We start from the raw sequence: 17,251 nt of genomic DNA on the forward strand, positions 1-17,251 counted from the left end.
AAAAACTGGTGTGGAAAAAAGGAGTGGTAAAGAATGAGTTTTATCGATGACATGAAAATCGGGAAGAAACTGATTGGCGGCTTTTTAATCGTACTCGTTATCATGGCCGTCATCGCATTGTACGGGTATTCGAGCGCACAGGATGCAGCAGCGCGTTCGAAGGACATGTATGAGACGCACATGGCTGCCATGGAATCCATGGGACAGGTCAGCGCTGATTTCCAGCAGATACGCGCGGAGCTGTACCGGTACATTTACGTACCTTCCGGGCGGACAGCAGCTTCAACTACAATTGCTGATCTGAAGACCGATATTAAGAAAAATATCGATGATTACAGTAAACTCGACCTGACTTCGGAAGACCGGGCGGCCCTTGACAAATTCAACACGAATTATAACGTCTTCGTCGCGGAATACGACAAGACGATCAGGGCCGCTGACGCAAATGACGAAAAGAGCATCGAAGCCGCGCTTGCAGCGGGATCCCCGCTGATCACCGCCCGTACCAATACCGTTGCGGCGTACGGTGATATCATCCGGATCAACAAGGAGGGGGCAGCAGACCTGAACAAGGCATCGACCAATGCGGCAGCAGCAGCAGCGCTCTATATGGCGATCCTCTCGATTGCCGGAATCCTGATAGGCCTCGGGGTGGCAATCTACATGTCGAAGAGCATAACGGCCCCGATCGAACAGGTTGCCACAAACCTCAAGGAACTGAGCAAAGGACACCTCGGTAACCGGTTGAAACTCTCCCGGAAGGACGAGGTCGGCGACATGGCAGCAACGATGGACCAGTTCTCGGATGATCTCCAGAACAATGTCATCGGGACCATGAAGCTCATCGCCGAAGGAGACCTATCATCGGAGATGAAGGCAAAGGATGCACAGGATGAGATAACACCGGCGCTCATGACCACGGTCAGCTCGCTCCGCGCCCTTGTTGCGGAAGCCAACATGCTCTCGAAGGCAGCGGTTGCCGGCCAGCTCTCGACCCGCGGTCAAGCTGACAAGTTCAAAGGCGGGTACCGGGATGTCATCACCGGCATCAACCAGACCCTTGACGGGGTCGTTGCGCCGGTCAATGAGGCCATGCGGGTTTCCGGAGAATATGCGCAGGGCAATTTCACCGCACGTGTGGACGAGCGGCTGAACGTCCAGGGCGATTTCATCAGGTTCAAGGAAGCCCTCAACAATGTCGGCATCCAGGTTTCGAAAGCCCTCACCATCATTAATCAACAGGTCGGCGATCTTGCAGCAAGTGCCGAAGAGGCAAATGCCAGTGTCGAGGAAGTATCGGCCGGGTCAGCGCAGGTGGCAAAGAACGCAGGCGGAGTCTCAACGAATGCCGAGAAGGCAACCCAGGGAGTCGAACAGGTACAGAAGGCCATGGAAGACCTCTCCCGCACCATCCAGGACGTTGCCACCAAGTCCGAGGCGGTTGCGAAGATCGTCCAGGACACGACCACCTACAGCAGGGACGGCATGGAGCTGGCCCGCAAGACCGAGAAGGGTATGCAGGGCATCACCAAGTCCTCGAACGATGTCAACCAGATCATCGGCGAGATCAAGGGCCAGATGGACAAGATCTCCGAGATCGTCAACCTGATCACGGATCTTGCCAACCAGACAAACCTCCTCGCCCTCAATGCGGCGATTGAGGCAGCCCGTGCAGGTGATGCAGGGCGCGGGTTTGCGGTCGTGGCAACGGAAGTCAAGTCGCTCGCTGTTGAGTCCCGGGCATCTGCCGAGCGGATCGCTGAGATGATCGACAACCTCCAGCGGCAGACCCAGAGCGCGGTCGATGCGGTGACCGCCTCGAACAACGGCGTCAAGGAGGGCAGTGCGGCCCTGCAGGAGACCCTCGCAAGCTTCAACAACATCGTCACTGCGATCGACAAGATCAGCCAGAACGTGAGCGACGTTGCGGCGGCAGCGGAGGAGCAGGCAGCCTCGGTCGAGGAAGTAACGGCCAGTGTCAACGAAGTGGGCGGCCTCATGCAGAACACCACGCGCGAGGCGACCGATGCGGCTGCAGCAAGCGAGGAGTCCAGCGCTGCCATCGACCAGATCACCAAGGTCGTGGCCAACGTCAACTCCATTGTCGACAAAGTAACAAAGGAAGTTTCGCGGTTCCGGGTATAGGGAGGTTGCTTCCATGACAAAAGCAGCAGTGGAAAACAACAGCCAGGCTATCCCCGCGGGGGTGCCGGATACAGTCCTGACAAAGAAGGACCGGCACCAGTCCGGCACGCTCCAGGTCGTGGAGTTCCTCCTGGGGAAAGAGCACTACGCAGTGGACCTGTTCGATGTGCGGGAAGTGGTGGAGTACACCTCCATCACCCAGCTCCCCAACACCCCCTCCTACATGAAGGGGATCATCGACCTCCGGGGCGAGATCACGACCATCATCGACCTCAAGGAACGGCTCAACATCACTGAAAAGTCCGACCAGCCGGTCGAGAACAGCAGGATCATAGTCCTCGACGAGAAGATCACGAAGGCCAAGACAGGTATCATGGTGGACGATGTCCTCGCTGTCTCGACGTTCGAGAAGAGCGATCTCGACAATACCTCAGCGTCCGGTGGGAGCGGGGATGCCGCAATCCTCGGAATCATCAAGAAGAAGATCAAGGAGAAGGAGCAGGAGCGGCACGAGCTGATCATCTGGATCGATATCCGGCATCTCCTGCAGGACATCGGTGAAGGATAAGAACCAGGAACGGGTTCCGGCAGCGGAGTTGAATGGAATGGTATCAGCAGAATCTGAACAGTGCTCGTCCTGCAGCGGGTGCGGACGGGTGGATTCAGGAACATCGGTGGACAAACCGCGACCCGGGTTCACGGCGCTGTATGGTAAACAGGCGGGGAACCTGATCCACCTCCATTGCACCGGGTGCGGCAGGGACGTCATGGAACAGGATGTCTTCGATATCACCGGCTACCGGTCCGGTGGATCCGGACCGGATGAAGTCACCTTCATCTGTCCGTTGTGCGGGGCAGTCTCGGCATCGATGAGGCTGAGCCGGGCGGGGGATGCGTTCCAGCCATGACCCGCAGTATGCGAGAGCAGGAGGGAACAATGGACCGGGAGCATATCCATAATGCAGTCGAGGGGCTCTGGCTGCGGTACAAAGGCCTGACGATCGAGTCGAACCGGGCGTGGAATCGCATAGAAAACGCGGCATACAGGAACGGGACGCCGACCAGCATCATGGATTTACCGGGAAACGGCGCTATCATGGTCGCGAACTAGGCATGGCAGGAGCCTGTCCCGATGCCAAGAGAACCTGCTGCCGGAGATAACCGGGAAACAGAAAAGGGAGATTACAGGAGATACTGACGGTGACACAGACTGGAACAACCCCGATACAGCCGCTGTCCCCTGCCTCAACGGGACCGGAGGACGGGTACACCGGTCTTCTTTCCGTGCTCTGTGTATCAGAGAATCCGCTCTTCCGCGACCGGATCTGCCGGAATCTCGAACGGGAAGGGAATATTTTTGTCGAGATAGCCGTGACAGCAGAGGACGCCCTCAGCCTTGTGTCCTACCTCGTTTTCGATGTCGTTGTCACCGACTGCATTGCATGGCAGGGAAACGAGAACGGTTTCTTAAAGGCGATGCGGCAGCGGGGGATCAGGATCCCGTTCATCTATTTCATCCGGGATGCCGGGAACCAGGCCCGGGAAGAAATCGCACGGCTTGGCGCTGCCCGGCTGGTCCCCTGGAACGGGCATCCTGACACCCTGCAGTTCGAAAACCTTCTTCAGTGCATCCTTGACATGACTGACAGCCGTTCCGGTAAAGAAACCCGTTGACTATCCATACGACCGGTCATTTCTATCGCGGGCAGATGAACTAAAACACCAGCACCCTCTGGTGATCCGCCTGCACATTACCGGGGGGATAGAAAAGGATCTTTCCGAGACCCGGGTACCCGAGCTCAAGCACGGCTTTGAGAGACTTATCCTTGGCAATACCGCGTTTCTGGAACGAAGGAGTGAATGCAAAAAAATGGAGGTTATCGCTCCCGGCAACGGCATTGATGATGTCCTGAATGTTGTAGGGCAGGTGGTCGGCGGGAGCGTGATGTATGCCGGTGAGTGCATAAATCCCATCCTCCATGAAGATGACCCGGGTCAGGATCCCCGCGTGGGCACAGGCAACAGCAAACGAGACCGCGCCAAAAGCGGTCTCGGTGCTGTACGGGCTTCTCGTAATCAGGATTGTCACGGGCGGAGCAGTACTACTCTTCTCCGCCCGGTCAAATGATGCCGAACCTCCTTTCCTGAACCGGAGGGAACCGGCAGCTGGTGCGAGGATAACATGGTTCTGCCGGAACCGGTCGATCATGACACTCAGGTCCCGGATCTTCACGGGTTTTATCGCGCAGGTCGAGATCACAACACCCTGCCCGTCGTCCCACGTGCTGTATCCCCGTGCGGTTGCATTCCGGTTGCATGCAATGATATGGCACGGGAGGTTGTATCGTACTGCCCGTTCATGGAGTTCTTCGAGACCTGCCCCGATGTTCTCAGCGTCCGTCGGCGCCTGGGCAGTATGACCAATGTGGACCCCGTCAAGATACGCATAGAGTTCGACGCCCAGCCGGTCAAAAAGAGCGGACGAGAGGAACCGGAGGCCGTACAAGGCAGACCGGTGCATAACCGGGGACTCGCACTGGAGCCAGCCGGCTGTTCCCGGCAGGGGCGCTTTTGTCAGACGGGCCGCATTGACAACGTCGTTCCAGAACGAAGGCTGGCCGTCAGTGCCGATGCTGTTTGTCGTGATAACCTGGTCCGGGAACTTCATTTTCAGCTGCCCGGCCGATATGCCGCGGAGATCCAGCTCCTGCCGGTCACAAACGAGTCTGACCGTGGAGAGAGAGAGGATGATTCCCCAGACCTGCTGCGTCTCCGGATCGTCAAGACTGTAAAGAGCATCGCCGGTTAAGAAAAACGTGAAGACCGGGCTTTCTCCTTTCTGCTGGTGCATCATGGTCTCGGGATAGAGCTGAACGAAAAAGAACTTGAGGCATTCTTCAATCCACGAGAGGCGCTCCGGTGATACGGGAGTTGTGAGCAGAAAGATGTTTGCAGTCATGGCGGCCCGGTGTCCTCTGAAAGGGTTCACGCTCGCGTCCCGGGCAGCAGTCATGGTCGGAGATCGGCACCGGGTGCTGTTCCCGCACAACGGAGAAATGGGTGCAGGAATCTCTGGAGCAGTGAGTAATAACCCGGGAAGGATAATAGCCTTTACTGAATTTTCCCGGGATCGTCATGCACCGGGTCCTGCTGCATGATCCATAAGAGGTATACACGATCAGGAAGTAAACAGAGTACGAATAACCATGGGGAGAATCGTGGCAACGCAGGCGGCAGGGGGTTCGGCAGTTCCATGAGCCGTTTCCTGCAGGTTGTGCCGGTAGCGGAGGCGGTGAATGCAGCAAAAAGGATCGCCCCCGGCAGAAATGTTGAAACAGTTCCGGTTGAACTGTCGGCAGGGAGGATCCTCGCCAGGTCAGTTCCGGCAGATACCGATATCCCCGGTTTCGACCGGTCGGTTGTTGACGGGTACGCGGTCCGATCGGCGGATACCGCCGGTGCAGGACCTTCATCGCCTGCCCTGCTCCGGTGTCTCGGACGGATCGCCATGGGAGCCCCCGACCCGGCCATTGTCCTGCATGAGGGGGAATGCACCTACATACCCACCGGCGGTGTACTCCCGCAGGGTGCGGATGCGGCCGTCATGGTGGAATACACCGAAGAGGCCGGCGATACGATCCTCGTGAAAAAACCCGCATCCCATGGCGAGAACGTGCTTCTGCATAACGAGGACTTCTCAAAGGGAGAGACGGTGTTTGTACCCGGCCGGCGTCTGACACCTCAGGATGCCGGGGTGCTTGCGGCATGCGGTTGCGCTGAGGTGCCCGTTGCGAAAAAACCCGTGATCGGAATCATCTCCACCGGCAACGAACTGGTGCCGGCCGGTACCCGGCCCGGGCCGGGGCAGGTCCGGGATGCCAATGCCCCGATGCTTGCCGCATGGCTTGCGGAATACGGGTGCATTCCCCGGCTGTACGGGATCGTGAGGGACGAACGTGCGGCGTTCGAAGCCGTGATCGCCCGGGCGCTTCCCGAATGCGATGTTGTCATCCTCTCGGGAGGCAGTTCCAAGGATGACCGCGACATGACTGCCGGTGTTATCGCGGCACGGGGTGAAGTGATCATCCACGGCATAGCGCTTGCACCCGGCAAGCCTACGATCATCGGCCGGATCGGGTCCACACCGGTCTTCGGTCTCCCCGGCCACCCGGCCTCGGCATTTGTGGTCCTGATAGCGATCGTCCGTCCCTTTCTCGATGCCATGCTTGGCTTGAACAACACCCGGCTCCGGACCGTGAAGGCGACGCTGTCACAGAACGTCCCTTCGCAGCGGGGCCGGGAGGAATATATCCGGGTCCGGGTGGAGAACAGGATCGCAACCCCGCTCTTTGGCAAGTCGGGGCTTTTGAATACTCTCGTAAAAAGCGACGGGCTCATCTGCGTCCCTGCCGGCACGGAGGGGCTGGAGCAGGGAAGCGAGGTCGAGGTCATCCTCTGGTAATCTCAGGGTGACAGGCCCGGGGCACGGGCTGTAACCGGGTCGATGAGGATCTCAACCGTGCCCATCGGGGAGTTCACCGAACGCGTACCAATGGCAGTGCCGTTGCGGTATACCGTCGCGGTGAGCACTGCCCCGGTATTGTCTTTTTTCTGGACCGAGACGAGTACAGGATGGTCAGGCCAGAAGATCGGGTGGATCGTATCACCCGACCCGGAGACCTGCCTCATCATGCCGGTGTTCCCGACGTTCCCGTAATACTCCGAAGTGGAGGTAAGCCGGACCCAGACACCCTCCTGCGGTACAATGACCGGAGACCGGCTGGAAACGGGAAGAACGGTCATGGTTGTCTGAGGGAGAATTGTCGCCGGTGTCCCTGGTACCGGAGAAAGCGTGGTTACCGGCACCGTTCCCGGGGCATCTGCAGGTCCCTGTCCCTGCCGGGGCAACAGGAACGCACCTGCAGCAACCAGCGCGACGACCATGAGCAGGACACCGGCATACGCGAGCGTCGTTTTGATGGATCGGATCTCGCGGGCAGGCGGGACCGGGTGCCGGACGGGAACGTTCACGGCAGCTTCCGGTTCTGTTGTCTGCACCTCTTCCGTTCTGGGAGCGACCGGAGGTTCTGCGGGTGTCGAACGCACCGGGGATGCTTCCGGCACTGCCGGTTCTCTTCCCGCTGCATTCAGGTGGTCGTCGGAAGGTTCGGCAGTTCCCGGAATTGGCTCCGCAGTCACCGCGGCGGATTCCGTTCCCGGGGCAAACAGTTCCGACCACCGGTGAACCGGTTCCTGCTCCGGCCTGATGTCCTCTGCAACCGGTTCCGTCCCGGTATCAGCCGCCACCGGTTCGCGTATCCGTTGGGCGGATACCTCCTCTCCCTCCCCTCCTTCTCCTGTCACCGGTTCAGGTACCTGTGAAATGGATACATCTTGTCTGGCACTCTCATCTTCTGTTTTTCGCTCAGGCATCTGTGAAACGGATACCTCCTCTCCGCCCCTCTCTTCTTCCGTATCCGGCTCAGGGATATTGGATGCGATCTCCTCTCTCTTTGTTACCGGTTCCCTGGGCCCGGTATACAGGGCTTTGAGGATCTCAGGCAGTTCCTTCTCTTCATTGGGATATGGTTCGGGAACCGGCTCAGGAGCACCGGTATCCAGTCCGGTCGAACCGGAATCCGGTTCCGGGGCGATCTCTTCAGCAGCGGCGGGAACAGGTGCCCGCTCTTCGGTAACGGTTACCGGCCGGACCGATGCAGGGATTGTACGGAACAGGGCTTCCTGGTCAATGACCCCTGCCGGGGCAGGTTCCGGCGTTTCCGGCGGGATCTGTTCGGGTTTTACCTTCTCCGGCAATAACTCTTCAATAATCTGGGGGATGATTACCTTTGTGTGAGGGGGAGGTGGGGGCAGCGGCCTGCCCCGTACCGGAGAAAAGTACGTTGCCGGAACTTCCGGGATTTCGCCGTGTGCGGAGTCTGTGATATTCTGCTGCTTATCAGCCTCAGCCGGGTGCGGAATTTCCCCGCTCCCCGGGATATCTTCAGGAATAACCATGACGGGAACTGGTTGCGTGTGATCCGCAATATTCGAGAGCGGTCGTACCATGTCGGGAGCAACACCGTGCCTTGCCATGGGGCGCAGTCCGGCCTCCTGCGGCACCTGCGGTACAACAGGCTTTTCCGGTTCCCGTTCCTTCTCCTGCACATGGATACTGAGACGGATCAGTCCCCGCACCCAGTCATCGCGTTCAGGTTTCCGGTTCTCGTTCGGCATCTGGGAAAAGAGGAGGTTGAGTGGCGGGACTCTCTCCCCTTCCCGTTTTTCACGGAAGACAATCGTGATGACCGGTTCCTGGGCAGGGGTCTTCCCGCCCTGCACGGCAAGGATGGCTGAGAGGGGGATAATGCGGGGTTCCAGCCGGGCCATCCGGTTGTCGATGAGGAACAGCCGTTCACTGGTCAGCATGACGTCATAGGAGACACCTTCGGCCACGACACGGTTTGTCGTCAGGACAATGGTTTCGCCGCTGTTCAGGTACGGACTTCCCATCTTCTCCCCTGTTCTTTAGCTGTTTCGTTGTCTGACGTGATATGCTTTTTAGGTACATCAGGAGCGTTCATGGCGTCGTATCGCGGCAGGCCGGGCAGTTCAGCCCATAGTCGTGCCAGATCGCAGCCCACGGTGCAAACCCGACACAGACTGCAGGCTTGGTATCATGGATCCTGCAGTACACTTTCCCGTCATCGCGCCGCTCGAAGAACGGGCACGAGGAGCGTTTTTTCCCGTCCGGGTCAACCCAGTAGAAAATGCGGTCAATGCGGGGAAGATCGCTTGTTGTAAGCCCGGCAGCGATCCTGTATCCGCCATCCGTAAAACGGACAAGGACGTGGGAAAGGATATCCAGCCGGTTATCTGCAATCCATGGTTCAAGGTCTTCAGGAATTCCTTTCTGGTCCCAACCCCATTTCTCGCAGCATTTCCCGCACTGCCGGCAGTCCTGGGTCACAGGTCAGTCCTCTTCGTTCTGGTTATGAAAAAAGGATCTCACTCATAGGGTCCGCAGGTCAACGTTGAAATCCACGATCCCTTTCGGGGCGCTGGTCGACGCGCTTTTCACCAGTTTCCCGTCTGAAAACATATCGACCGTCAGTTTGCCCCCCCCTGCATCCTGTTTCTGTATCGTTGCCCTTACCATCATATCCCTGACCGAGAGCTGGTAGAGATGAGTGCCGGAATCGGCGATGTCACGGAACCTCCCCGCAGCCCCGGCAGTGCCGTTGTATTTCCCGTCGTAGGTAACCCGGAGATAGACACCGGTATCCGGGGGAGTGAGCACGGCAGGGGAGACAGGGGCGCTGGACACGGCAGGTGTCAATGTCGTGACAGGTATTTCTGTCGTGGGAACCGGTGTCGGTGCAATAGTCTGGGCTTCTGTCGGCGCAGGTGTTGCAGGCTGCAGCGGGGAACCCCCGTTTCCGAAGAGTGACGGGACAAGGACGTACACAACGGCAGCAAGCGCGATAATGACGATAATTGCCACGACCGCTGTAATCGCCATACGGTTCTTTGGTTTTTCCGGCTCGTGCGGTCTTCGCGGCATCAGCGGCGGGTTGCGGAACTTCGATTCCGTCTCATCAGATCCCGGGGCAGCTGCTGAGGTTTTCCCGTCCCCGGTTTCAGGCAGCGGACCGGGAACCCATGGCGGGAGGATCTCTACAGGCTTTGAACCGCCGGCCCGTATCGTGACGATGCTCAGTTCGCGGATCCGGTTCGCCCATTCATCCCGTTCTGCAAAGCGCTTCATCCTTGGCTGCTGGGGGAAGGTGATGCCGATGGATACCGTGACGCCGGGTGCGGTCACGAGCGAGAGGGAGACTACCGGATCCCCGGCGGAATCCTCGCTGATGGTAACCGTCTCGATCGCGTGGAACGGGATGTCCTGGGGGCGGAGCTCCGCATGCCTCGTGTCGATGAGCATCAGGCGCTCGTTGGTCAGGATCGCCTCGGCCGGCACGGAATTGACAACCACGTTATTCGTTGAGAGGACGATCGATTCGTTACTGCTCAGGTAGGGACTGCCCATGGTACCATCTCTTTATTTTTCTGTTGCGTTCTTTATGGCAATATCCCTTATGGGTGGCTGTGCCGGTATCATTGGCTTGTACCGAAGCATTCAGATAACGCGGTGCGGGACTTTTCGAAGAACAGCCGGTCATCTCCCGTATCGTGCGCCCTTCGGGATTCACCCCGTGGGGGTCATGACGGACCTCTCGTAAGCAGAAACATTAACAACCTTTCCGGTAAGAGATATTCGCACTATGTGGAAGGAAGTCGGGATCGAGGCGTGGCTGGGCGCCCGGAAGACGAGCCTTGAGGACGCACGCTCGACCGTTACTGATATCATCGCGCGGGTGCAGAACGAGGGCGATGCCGCGCTCCGCGACATGGCAAAAAAGTACTGCACTCTCGACAGCATCGCGGTTCCGGAGGAAGAACGCGAGGCGGCCTATGAAAAGGTGGATGTCGAAGTTGTCGAGAGCCTTGTCGAAGCCCATGCCCGTATCGAACGCTTCCACGAGCTCCAGAAGCCGCGTGACCTCTGGCTGCAGGAAATGGAGCCCGGTATCGTGCTGGGGATCAAGACCACTGCCCTGGCCCGCGTCGGCATTTATGTCCCCGGAGGCCGTGCTGCCTACCCGTCGTCTGCCCTCATGTGTGCCGTGCCCGCAAAGGTTGCCGGGGTGAAGGAGATCTGCGCCTGCTCACCGCCGCCCATCAAACCGCTCACCCTCGTTGCACTCGATATCGCGGGCGTCACCGAGATCTACAATGCCGGTGGAGCCCAGGCAGTTGCAGCAATGGCGCTCGGGACCGAATCTATCCGCCCGGTCCAGAAGATCGTCGGTCCCGGGAACGTGTACGTAACCCTTGCCAAGATGATGCTCCGTGAGAAGGCGGAGATCGACTTCCCTGCGGGCCCCAGCGAAATAGGGATCATTGCCGACAGCACGGCCGATCCCCGCATCGTTGCCGCCGACATCCTTGCCCAGGCCGAGCACGATCCCAATGCGGCCTGTATCCTTATCACCACCGACAAAAAACTCCCCGCAAAGGTCGGGAAGGAGATTGAGCGCGAACTTGATTCAGCTCCCCGGAAGGAGATCATCAGCGAGGCGCTGAAGAACTCCGGCTACGCGGTCGTTGCCGATATGGATGAGGCGATAGCCGCATCCGATGTCGTTGCACCCGAGCACCTCTCGATCCAGGTTGCCGATCCGCTTGCGGTTGTCACAAAGGTGAAGAACGCCGGGGCTATCTTTGTCGGCAGGTATTCTGCGGTTGCCTGCGGGGACTATGCTGTCGGGACCAATCACTGCCTCCCGACGGCAGGATACTCGAAGATGTACTCCGGTCTCGATGTGCAGCACTTCTGCAAGACCGCATCGGTCGAGATCATCGACCGTGGCGGCCTCGAGACCATCGGCGATGTTGTCGAGACCATTGCAACAGCAGAAGGGCTGCACGCCCACGCCCGCTCGGTTCGGGTCAGAAGGGAACTCTGATTTTTTTCATTACCACTCTTTATCGTTAAAGACCCTTTCCAGGATCTTCGGCATGATATAATCATAGATCTTTTCGACATAGATGATGGCAAAGGTCAGTGCCAGGAAAACGATGAGGAAGAGGACCGCGAGGTTCAGGATGCCGAGCTGGACCGGCGTGCCGAGAACGTTCTGGACCGTCCAGGGAACGAGGAAGAAGACGATCAGGGCGAGGATCATCGATGCGATTGCAGGGACGATAAGGATCTTCTTAAGGTCCCGTTTCCAGTGGGATTTCTCGCGAATCTTCGGACCGCCGATGATAGTACCCCGTATCTCAAGAGCATTCCCGTCCTTTCCGGAATGAAAGACCTGAATCCTGATACCGTCCATGGGATTGATGAACGAAAAGCCGACATCGATGTATTTCGAATACCGGGGCGTTACGAGAAAGTTGTTTGCAGAACCCCGGGTTGCAAGCACCTTGGTCTGGTAGATCTTCGTATCGTCCCGCGCATGGATCCTGATAGGGTCGTCGGGGGAGATATTGCTGTTCTCGATGACCGTATAGCCGGTGTTCTGGATCCTGATAACCGATGATGTCAGGACCTGGACGTCTTCGGATTCACGCTCGGTCCCGAACTGGATCCTCAGGGAAGGCGACGGTGAGAGATCCTTTGAGACTTTTTCCGTGATCAGGTTTGTGCTTTCGATCTCATACTCGATCCTCCTCTCCGTGTTCTCGGAGATAAAAAAGTGGTCGATGATAATGGAGACGACACCCCCAAGGAAAGCACCGATCCCCAGTTCGATCCAGTCCATATATATAAAAATAATGTCTTGTCTTATCAAATTATGCAAATTATTCTGATTTGAGGAAAAAAGGGTCTGTTGTAATAAATAGATCCACGCTCTTGGGGGCTCCTCTTACGCTCTGCCCCCGCCGCTGTGGCAACCCCCGCATTGTGATAGTCACTCAGAAGGTTTTCATGAATTTCTGAGGAACAGTCATTACTCACTATCGCAATGCGCCCCGTTCCCCTGCGGGGGACTGGTGGCGCAAGAGGGGGCACCATCTCCCAAAACGGGATTTATGTTAATCATGAAAAACAGTTCTCCCTCCCGGCTCTATCGGACGGGGCTCCTACCGGCGCCGGTGTGCCGCTGCAACGAACAAGATAATTCCGGTGGCGACAGCCACGACCGGCAGCAGGGGATCGAGCGGTGCTTCGGACCGGGGGACCTGTGAAGGGCGGAAGTTGATATCAACCGTGGCAGAGTCCTTTTCGCCGGTCTGGACCTGCTTGAACGGGGATGCCACAACGTGAATGGTGTAGTGCCCGGGTTTCAGGGTTCCGAGGATAACCGAGGTATCCCAGGAATAGGACCAGGTGCCGTTCTCCATGTTGACGGGTGCCGTAGTAAAAAGCCCGTGACCGGTGGCGATATTCAGGTTGTCGAGTGTTGCCCCGCGGGGGTCGAGACCGGGGCCGGTCACGAAAAGATAAACGGCGATGGTATTGATCCCGGTCACCGTTCCCGACAGCGTGACGGTATCACCGATGTGGGGATTTTCCGGTGTGGCGCTGATGGTCAGCCCCTGCTGCCCCGCGACCGGTACATTGAGGGTCAGCACCGCTGACAGAAGGAGAAGAAACCACACCCGCCGCATATGCGTAGGTTGTCCCCATCCTGCAAAAAAGGTTGCCGATCCCCAATCAGAACCTGACAACCATCACCGCCTCCTCTTCTTTCTTCAGCTCGCCCTGGAGGTGCTCTGTATCGAAATCGTATGCCTGCGACGGGTCATACTCCTCATACAGTTCACACTTGTCGAGGATGTCGACGAATTCCTTGAGGAAGATGCGGGGGATGATATCAATCCGTCCCCCAAAACGTGAGGTGATCTTTTTGATCATTGCGCGGATGAACCGGTGCGAGACGCGCTCGCGGTCCGGTTCGGAATAGGCCTTTGCATATACGTCGAGAACTTTAAGAGCTACCTGCTCGAGCTTTGCGGTATCGAACTTCGCAAGAACGATCTGGGGCTGGCGGGGGTTCCGGAACGTGTCGTCCTGCACGACGCTGATGCGGTCATGGAGCTGCGGGAGGGATCGGATGCCGCGGGACCCGTCGAACAGTGACGGTGTGCCCGTGAAGAGGAAGTAGCAGCGGGGCATCTCCCCCCGGTCGAGCGCATCGATGATGGTGACCAGCGTCTGGTACCCCTTCTCCCGCTGGCTTCGCTGGAGGCCCTGCGTTGTCTCCATCTCGTCAACAGCAACCGCGAGCCCCTGGTACCCGGCCCCGTGGATGACGGTGACAAGCCCCCGGAGAAACGTGAATGCCACTGCATCGTCGATATCGCCACGGATCCCGGCCTTTGCCTTGAACTCCCGGCCGATGTTGGGTTCTGCGGCGATCCAGCCGAGAGCGGCCTGGGCCAGTGCAAAATCCCCGGCATTGTTTGCCCGGTAATAGGTCCGCAGCGCGGCAGCGAGAGCGGTGTTCACCTCGCTTATGGAGGAGAGGGAGGCCTCGATCTCGCGCTCGGTGGCAGACTGGAGCAGCGTGTCATCGGTGCCGCTGCTGCCGACCGACATGAGGCGTTCCTCGATGGAAAAGAGCCAGGTATCGATGATGGTCTTGAGGGCACGCTCCTCCTCCTTCGTACGGAGGCTGGCAGCGATCTGCTGGTAGATTCCCCGGATCTTATGGAGCGGCGCCTGGGGCGATATCACGACCTGTGCCGTGACAAAACCCTTGCCGCGGGCGATCTCGAGGGCGCGTGCAACGAGGAAGGTCTTGCCGCTCCCGTACTCCCCGCGGATGAACTTGGTATCCCCGCCACCCTGCGCAACATAGTCCAGCTGCTTTGCGATGACCCCTTCCTCGATATCGAGCCCGACCGCGATGCGCTCAAGGCCTCCCGCCGGGACAGTCCCACGGCGCAGGGCATTGATGATATTGATGCTTTCAAGCCGTTCACGGCTGATCGGTTCAGGTTCCGGCGTATTCATAGATCTCACCATCCTCCCCGACCCCTTTCTTCACGATCAGGGTCATATCTTTCTTTGCCGCCTTCTGCACAAGCCGGTTTACGATCCCTGCAGCCCTGCGGGTGCCAAGCAGGGTGCGGAGTTCCATCTCGGTTGCTTTCCGGTGTGAGCGGAGAAAGAGCACGATCTTCTGCTCCTGGTCGTCGAGACCGAGCTGGTCTGTCACGGGCGGCTGCGGGGCGGCAGGTTTCCGGTGCGTCCGCGGGACGTTCATGACCGGCCGGTCGGCTACGGACTTCTCTTTGCACACGCTGATGAGCCGGAGGAAGTCAGCGGCATGGATAACCGTGGTATGCGCCGGTATGACATCCATGCCGCAGAGGCAGTAATACTTGCAGCCCGGGTAATCCGTCTCTTCCAGAGCATTGGACGCGGTGATGAAAAAAGCCATTGCAAGCAGCTCGAGCCCGCGGCTGTCGAGGGCGGATCGCCGTTCCTCCAGTTTTTTCACCAGCATGTCCATGAGGCGTTTCAGCCGGAACATCCCCCCGAGCTCGTCAAGGATGACCGATGCCACATGGACGAGGTCCTCCCCTTTCTTTACATTGGAGAGGATATACAGCATCACCTTCTCGCATTCTCGGTCCTCACCGCGGGCCGAGAGGAACCGGGCATATGCCGGGCCGCCGGCAAGGTAATCGGTCCGGTATGCCCGGTAATACCATGCGCGGGCCTCGGTCTCGTTGTTCTGGTCCTCATACAGCCTCGCGGTTTCCAGGAGGCCCGCAACATTGACATCATGGGACACATGTGAAAGGAACCGCACGGTAGCAGCATCGGCAGGCAGTCTCTTCGTAAGGTACGTGCGGTATCTCCCGATGACAAGGCCGAGCATCCCGAGGTCGCTCTTCGATGCCATCTCGTCGCGGACCAGCTCTTCGTACGAAGCGAGGGCCTCATCGTGCCGGCCCAGCGCTGCCAGGAGGTCGGCCCGCACAAGCCGGATCACCGGTTCTTGGGAGCGGGAGAGGAGATCCTCTGTCGTGGCAAGTGCCCGGGTATAATCGCCGGTGGATTTCAGAAGCATGATATAATCGAGCAGGATGTCGTTCTCCGGCGCTGTGCGGGAATGGATGGCATAGGCATCCAGCGATGCAGGAAGGTCGTACCGGGACAGGTAACCGAGATACTTGCGGAGAATGGCAGGGTCCTTTGTCTCCCGGTAAATCCGGCCAGCTGCTTCGGCAGCTTTTTTGAAGTCGTTCGTCCCTGCCAGGGCATCGAGGTACTCGTGGTGCCTGTCGCTCTCCCCGCCCGATCCGGTATGGAGAGCGAGGGCTTCCTCCGCGTCCCCGATCTCGATGAACGCCCGCATCAGGTGCCGGATATCGGAGGGTTTTCTCGCCAGATGGACAAGGCGCCGGAGGACCGGCAGCGCTCCCCGGTAGTCCCTCTGGAGGATGAGGTATTCCGCGTAGCTTCGCAGGGCGTCCTGGTTCGTGGGATCGAGGTGGACCGCGGTCGCGTACTCGGTTATTGCCGCCTCGTCCCCCTGCGCTTCGAGGATCTTCCCGAGATAACTGTGGACATACGAGGAGTCCGGCATCTTCTGGAGGAGGTCGCGGAAACTGGCCTCGGCATCGCTGGTCTTTCCCGTGTAGAAAAGGTTGGATGCGATGAGTACTTCGACAGCGGCATCGCGGTCCGCAACCGGCAGCGCTGTGCAGATTGCAAGCGACTCCTGGTACTTTCCCTCCTCGAAAAGCCGGAATGCCTCTTTTTTCGGATCGTTCTGTTGAGGTGCAGTCATGACCCTGAAAAACCCAGCCTGACCCGGAACAGGCCGGCAACCATCCTCATCATGTCCCGCTTTTTCACCCGGGAATCGCTCCTGTTCTGCCATTCGATAGGAATCTCGGCCACGCTGAACCCGGCCCGGCGCAGGCGCCACAGGAGCTCGACATCGAACTCGAATCCCCGCGATACCATCGCCGGCAGGATCGCATCGATCGCTGTTTTCCGGAACACCTTTGCCCCGCACTGGGTATCGTGAAACTGCAACCCGAACAGGCACCGGATCAGGAGATTGAAACTCCTGCTTTCGACGCGCCGCAGGAGCCCCTGCCTGACCGTGAGGGTCGAGCCGTCCACCCAGCGTGAACCGATGGCTGCGTCGTATCCTTCAAGGCAGGAGAAGAGCCGCAGCATCTCGGGCATTGTCGTCGAGCCGTCGGCGTCGCAGAACCCCACCAGTGGTGCCCGTGCGGCAGACAGCCCGGCAAGAACTCCCCCACCTTTCCCGAGGCGGTGGTTGAAGGTGAGACACCGGATCGTGAGGTCCGTTCTCCTGCGGGCAATCTCATCGACAACACGGGCCGTCCCGTCGGTCCCGTCGCAGACTACAATCAGTTCGCCATCGAAGCGGCCGATGGACTCAAAGAAATTCCGGATGCGGTTCTCCTCGTTATAGGCCGGTATGACGAGGCTGCGGGGGATATCTGGAGGTGCGTTCATGAGAGTTACGGGTGAAAGGCTGGTGTCGTGCGACCTGGTATCCAGGGACCTGACATGCCAGAGCATTGTTCCGGGATCACATGATCC

General features: G+C 58.6%; 16 protein-coding genes. 7 read left to right on the forward strand and 9 right to left on the reverse strand.

Annotated elements, in window-relative coordinates; translation table 11 throughout:
• The first annotated feature begins 33 nt into the window (after positions 1-33).
• The 5 genes from A4E33_RS02845 to A4E33_RS02865 all read left to right on the forward strand — a co-directional run bounded on the left by A4E33_RS02845 (position 34) and on the right by A4E33_RS02865 (position 3,819).
• Complete coding sequence (locus A4E33_RS02845; protein ID WP_292346169.1) at positions 34-2,145, forward strand: methyl-accepting chemotaxis protein; 2,112 nt, start codon at positions 34-36, stop codon at positions 2,143-2,145.
• 13 nt (positions 2,146-2,158) lie between these two features.
• Complete coding sequence (locus A4E33_RS02850) at positions 2,159-2,713, forward strand: chemotaxis protein CheW (protein WP_292346170.1); 555 nt, start codon at positions 2,159-2,161, stop codon at positions 2,711-2,713.
• Positions 2,714-2,750: 37 nt separating this feature from the next.
• Positions 2,751-3,053, forward strand: a complete 303-nt coding sequence (locus tag A4E33_RS02855; RefSeq protein WP_292346171.1) for a hypothetical protein — start codon at positions 2,751-2,753, stop codon at positions 3,051-3,053.
• Between the two features lie 29 nt (positions 3,054-3,082).
• Positions 3,083-3,256, forward strand: coding sequence for a hypothetical protein (locus A4E33_RS02860; RefSeq protein WP_292346172.1), 174 nt, complete (start codon positions 3,083-3,085; stop codon positions 3,254-3,256).
• Positions 3,257-3,345: 89 nt separating this feature from the next.
• Complete coding sequence (locus A4E33_RS02865) at positions 3,346-3,819, forward strand: response regulator (RefSeq protein WP_292346173.1); 474 nt, start codon at positions 3,346-3,348, stop codon at positions 3,817-3,819.
• Between the two features lie 40 nt (positions 3,820-3,859).
• Here A4E33_RS02865 and A4E33_RS02870 read toward each other — a convergent pair whose 3' ends face one another.
• Positions 3,860-5,104 carry a DsrE family protein gene (locus A4E33_RS02870; protein WP_292346174.1) on the reverse strand — a complete coding sequence of 415 codons (1,245 nt, stop codon included), beginning with the start codon at positions 5,102-5,104 and terminating at the stop codon, positions 3,860-3,862.
• A 294-nt stretch (positions 5,105-5,398) separates the two neighbouring features.
• Between A4E33_RS02870 and glp the strand changes: the two genes are divergently transcribed.
• Positions 5,399-6,607 carry a gephyrin-like molybdotransferase Glp gene (gene glp, locus A4E33_RS02875; RefSeq protein WP_292346175.1) on the forward strand — a complete coding sequence of 403 codons (1,209 nt, stop codon included), beginning with the start codon at positions 5,399-5,401 and terminating at the stop codon, positions 6,605-6,607.
• Between the two features lie 2 nt (positions 6,608-6,609).
• On the opposite strand, the gene A4E33_RS02880 is transcribed toward glp, so the two are convergent.
• The 3 genes from A4E33_RS02880 to A4E33_RS02890 form a co-directional block, all read right to left on the reverse strand.
• Positions 6,610-8,658, reverse strand: a complete 2,049-nt coding sequence (locus tag A4E33_RS02880) for a hypothetical protein (RefSeq protein ID WP_292346176.1) — start codon at positions 8,656-8,658, stop codon at positions 6,610-6,612.
• A 67-nt stretch (positions 8,659-8,725) separates the two neighbouring features.
• The gene (locus A4E33_RS02885; protein ID WP_292346177.1) at positions 8,726-9,115 is read right to left on the reverse strand and encodes a YkgJ family cysteine cluster protein; all 390 of its coding nucleotides are present in this window, start codon (positions 9,113-9,115) and stop codon (positions 8,726-8,728) included.
• Between the two features lie 42 nt (positions 9,116-9,157).
• Positions 9,158-10,192, reverse strand: coding sequence for a hypothetical protein (locus A4E33_RS02890; protein ID WP_292346178.1), 1,035 nt, complete (start codon positions 10,190-10,192; stop codon positions 9,158-9,160).
• A gap of 235 nt (positions 10,193-10,427) precedes the next feature.
• Between A4E33_RS02890 and hisD the strand changes: the two genes are divergently transcribed.
• The gene (hisD, locus tag A4E33_RS02895; RefSeq protein WP_292346179.1) at positions 10,428-11,672 is read left to right on the forward strand and encodes a histidinol dehydrogenase; all 1,245 of its coding nucleotides are present in this window, start codon (positions 10,428-10,430) and stop codon (positions 11,670-11,672) included.
• A 9-nt stretch (positions 11,673-11,681) separates the two neighbouring features.
• Here the strand turns inward: hisD and A4E33_RS02900 are convergent, their stop codons facing one another.
• From A4E33_RS02900 to A4E33_RS02920, 5 genes are all read right to left on the reverse strand, one after another.
• The gene (locus A4E33_RS02900; protein WP_292346180.1) at positions 11,682-12,473 is read right to left on the reverse strand and encodes a hypothetical protein; all 792 of its coding nucleotides are present in this window, start codon (positions 12,471-12,473) and stop codon (positions 11,682-11,684) included.
• Positions 12,474-12,795: 322 nt separating this feature from the next.
• Positions 12,796-13,323: a hypothetical protein gene (locus tag A4E33_RS02905; protein WP_292346181.1), complete on the reverse strand. Its 528-nt coding sequence runs from the start codon at positions 13,321-13,323 to the stop codon at positions 12,796-12,798.
• 46 nt (positions 13,324-13,369) lie between these two features.
• Positions 13,370-14,671 (reverse strand): BREX system ATP-binding protein BrxD, encoded by a 1,302-nt coding sequence (gene brxD / locus A4E33_RS02910; RefSeq protein ID WP_292346182.1) that lies wholly within the window; start codon positions 14,669-14,671, stop codon positions 13,370-13,372.
• Entirely contained in the window at positions 14,652-16,460 is a 1,809-nt protein-coding gene (locus A4E33_RS02915) for a lipopolysaccharide assembly protein LapB (RefSeq protein ID WP_292346183.1), read from the reverse strand. The genes brxD and A4E33_RS02915 overlap by 20 nt, the downstream gene beginning before the upstream one ends.
• Positions 16,457-17,164 (reverse strand): dolichyl-phosphate beta-glucosyltransferase, encoded by a 708-nt coding sequence (locus tag A4E33_RS02920; RefSeq protein ID WP_292346184.1) that lies wholly within the window; start codon positions 17,162-17,164, stop codon positions 16,457-16,459. Before A4E33_RS02920 ends, A4E33_RS02915 begins: the two co-directional genes overlap by 4 nt.
• Positions 17,165-17,251: the final 87 nt, after the last annotated feature.

Origin of the sequence: Methanoregula sp. PtaB.Bin085, from assembly GCF_002067035.1 — an archaeon.
In the GTDB taxonomy this organism is placed as follows: Archaea; Halobacteriota; Methanomicrobia; order Methanomicrobiales; family Methanospirillaceae; genus Methanoregula.

Excerpts from the sequence above, each read along its gene's own strand:
- A4E33_RS02920 (WP_292346184.1), bottom strand. The coding sequence starts at position 17,164 with ATGAACGCACCTCCAGATATCCCCCGCAGCCTCGTCATACCGGCCTAT.
- A4E33_RS02855 (WP_292346171.1), top strand. The coding sequence starts at position 2,751 with ATGGTATCAGCAGAATCTGAACAGTGCTCGTCCTGCAGCGGGTGCGGA.
- A4E33_RS02890 (WP_292346178.1), bottom strand. The coding sequence starts at position 10,192 with ATGGGCAGTCCCTACCTGAGCAGTAACGAATCGATCGTCCTCTCAACG.
- A4E33_RS02915 (WP_292346183.1), bottom strand. The coding sequence starts at position 16,460 with ATGACTGCACCTCAACAGAACGATCCGAAAAAAGAGGCATTCCGGCTT.
- A4E33_RS02850 (WP_292346170.1), top strand. The coding sequence starts at position 2,159 with ATGACAAAAGCAGCAGTGGAAAACAACAGCCAGGCTATCCCCGCGGGG.
- A4E33_RS02860 (WP_292346172.1), top strand. The coding sequence starts at position 3,083 with ATGGACCGGGAGCATATCCATAATGCAGTCGAGGGGCTCTGGCTGCGG.
- A4E33_RS02880 (WP_292346176.1), bottom strand. The coding sequence starts at position 8,658 with ATGGGAAGTCCGTACCTGAACAGCGGCGAAACCATTGTCCTGACGACA.
- hisD (WP_292346179.1), top strand. The coding sequence starts at position 10,428 with ATGTGGAAGGAAGTCGGGATCGAGGCGTGGCTGGGCGCCCGGAAGACG.
- brxD (WP_292346182.1), bottom strand. The coding sequence starts at position 14,671 with ATGAATACGCCGGAACCTGAACCGATCAGCCGTGAACGGCTTGAAAGC.
- A4E33_RS02905 (WP_292346181.1), bottom strand. The coding sequence starts at position 13,323 with ATGCGGCGGGTGTGGTTTCTTCTCCTTCTGTCAGCGGTGCTGACCCTC.
- A4E33_RS02845 (WP_292346169.1), top strand. The coding sequence starts at position 34 with ATGAGTTTTATCGATGACATGAAAATCGGGAAGAAACTGATTGGCGGC.
- A4E33_RS02870 (WP_292346174.1), bottom strand. The coding sequence starts at position 5,104 with ATGACTGCAAACATCTTTCTGCTCACAACTCCCGTATCACCGGAGCGC.
- glp (WP_292346175.1), top strand. The coding sequence starts at position 5,399 with ATGAGCCGTTTCCTGCAGGTTGTGCCGGTAGCGGAGGCGGTGAATGCA.
- A4E33_RS02900 (WP_292346180.1), bottom strand. The coding sequence starts at position 12,473 with ATGGACTGGATCGAACTGGGGATCGGTGCTTTCCTTGGGGGTGTCGTC.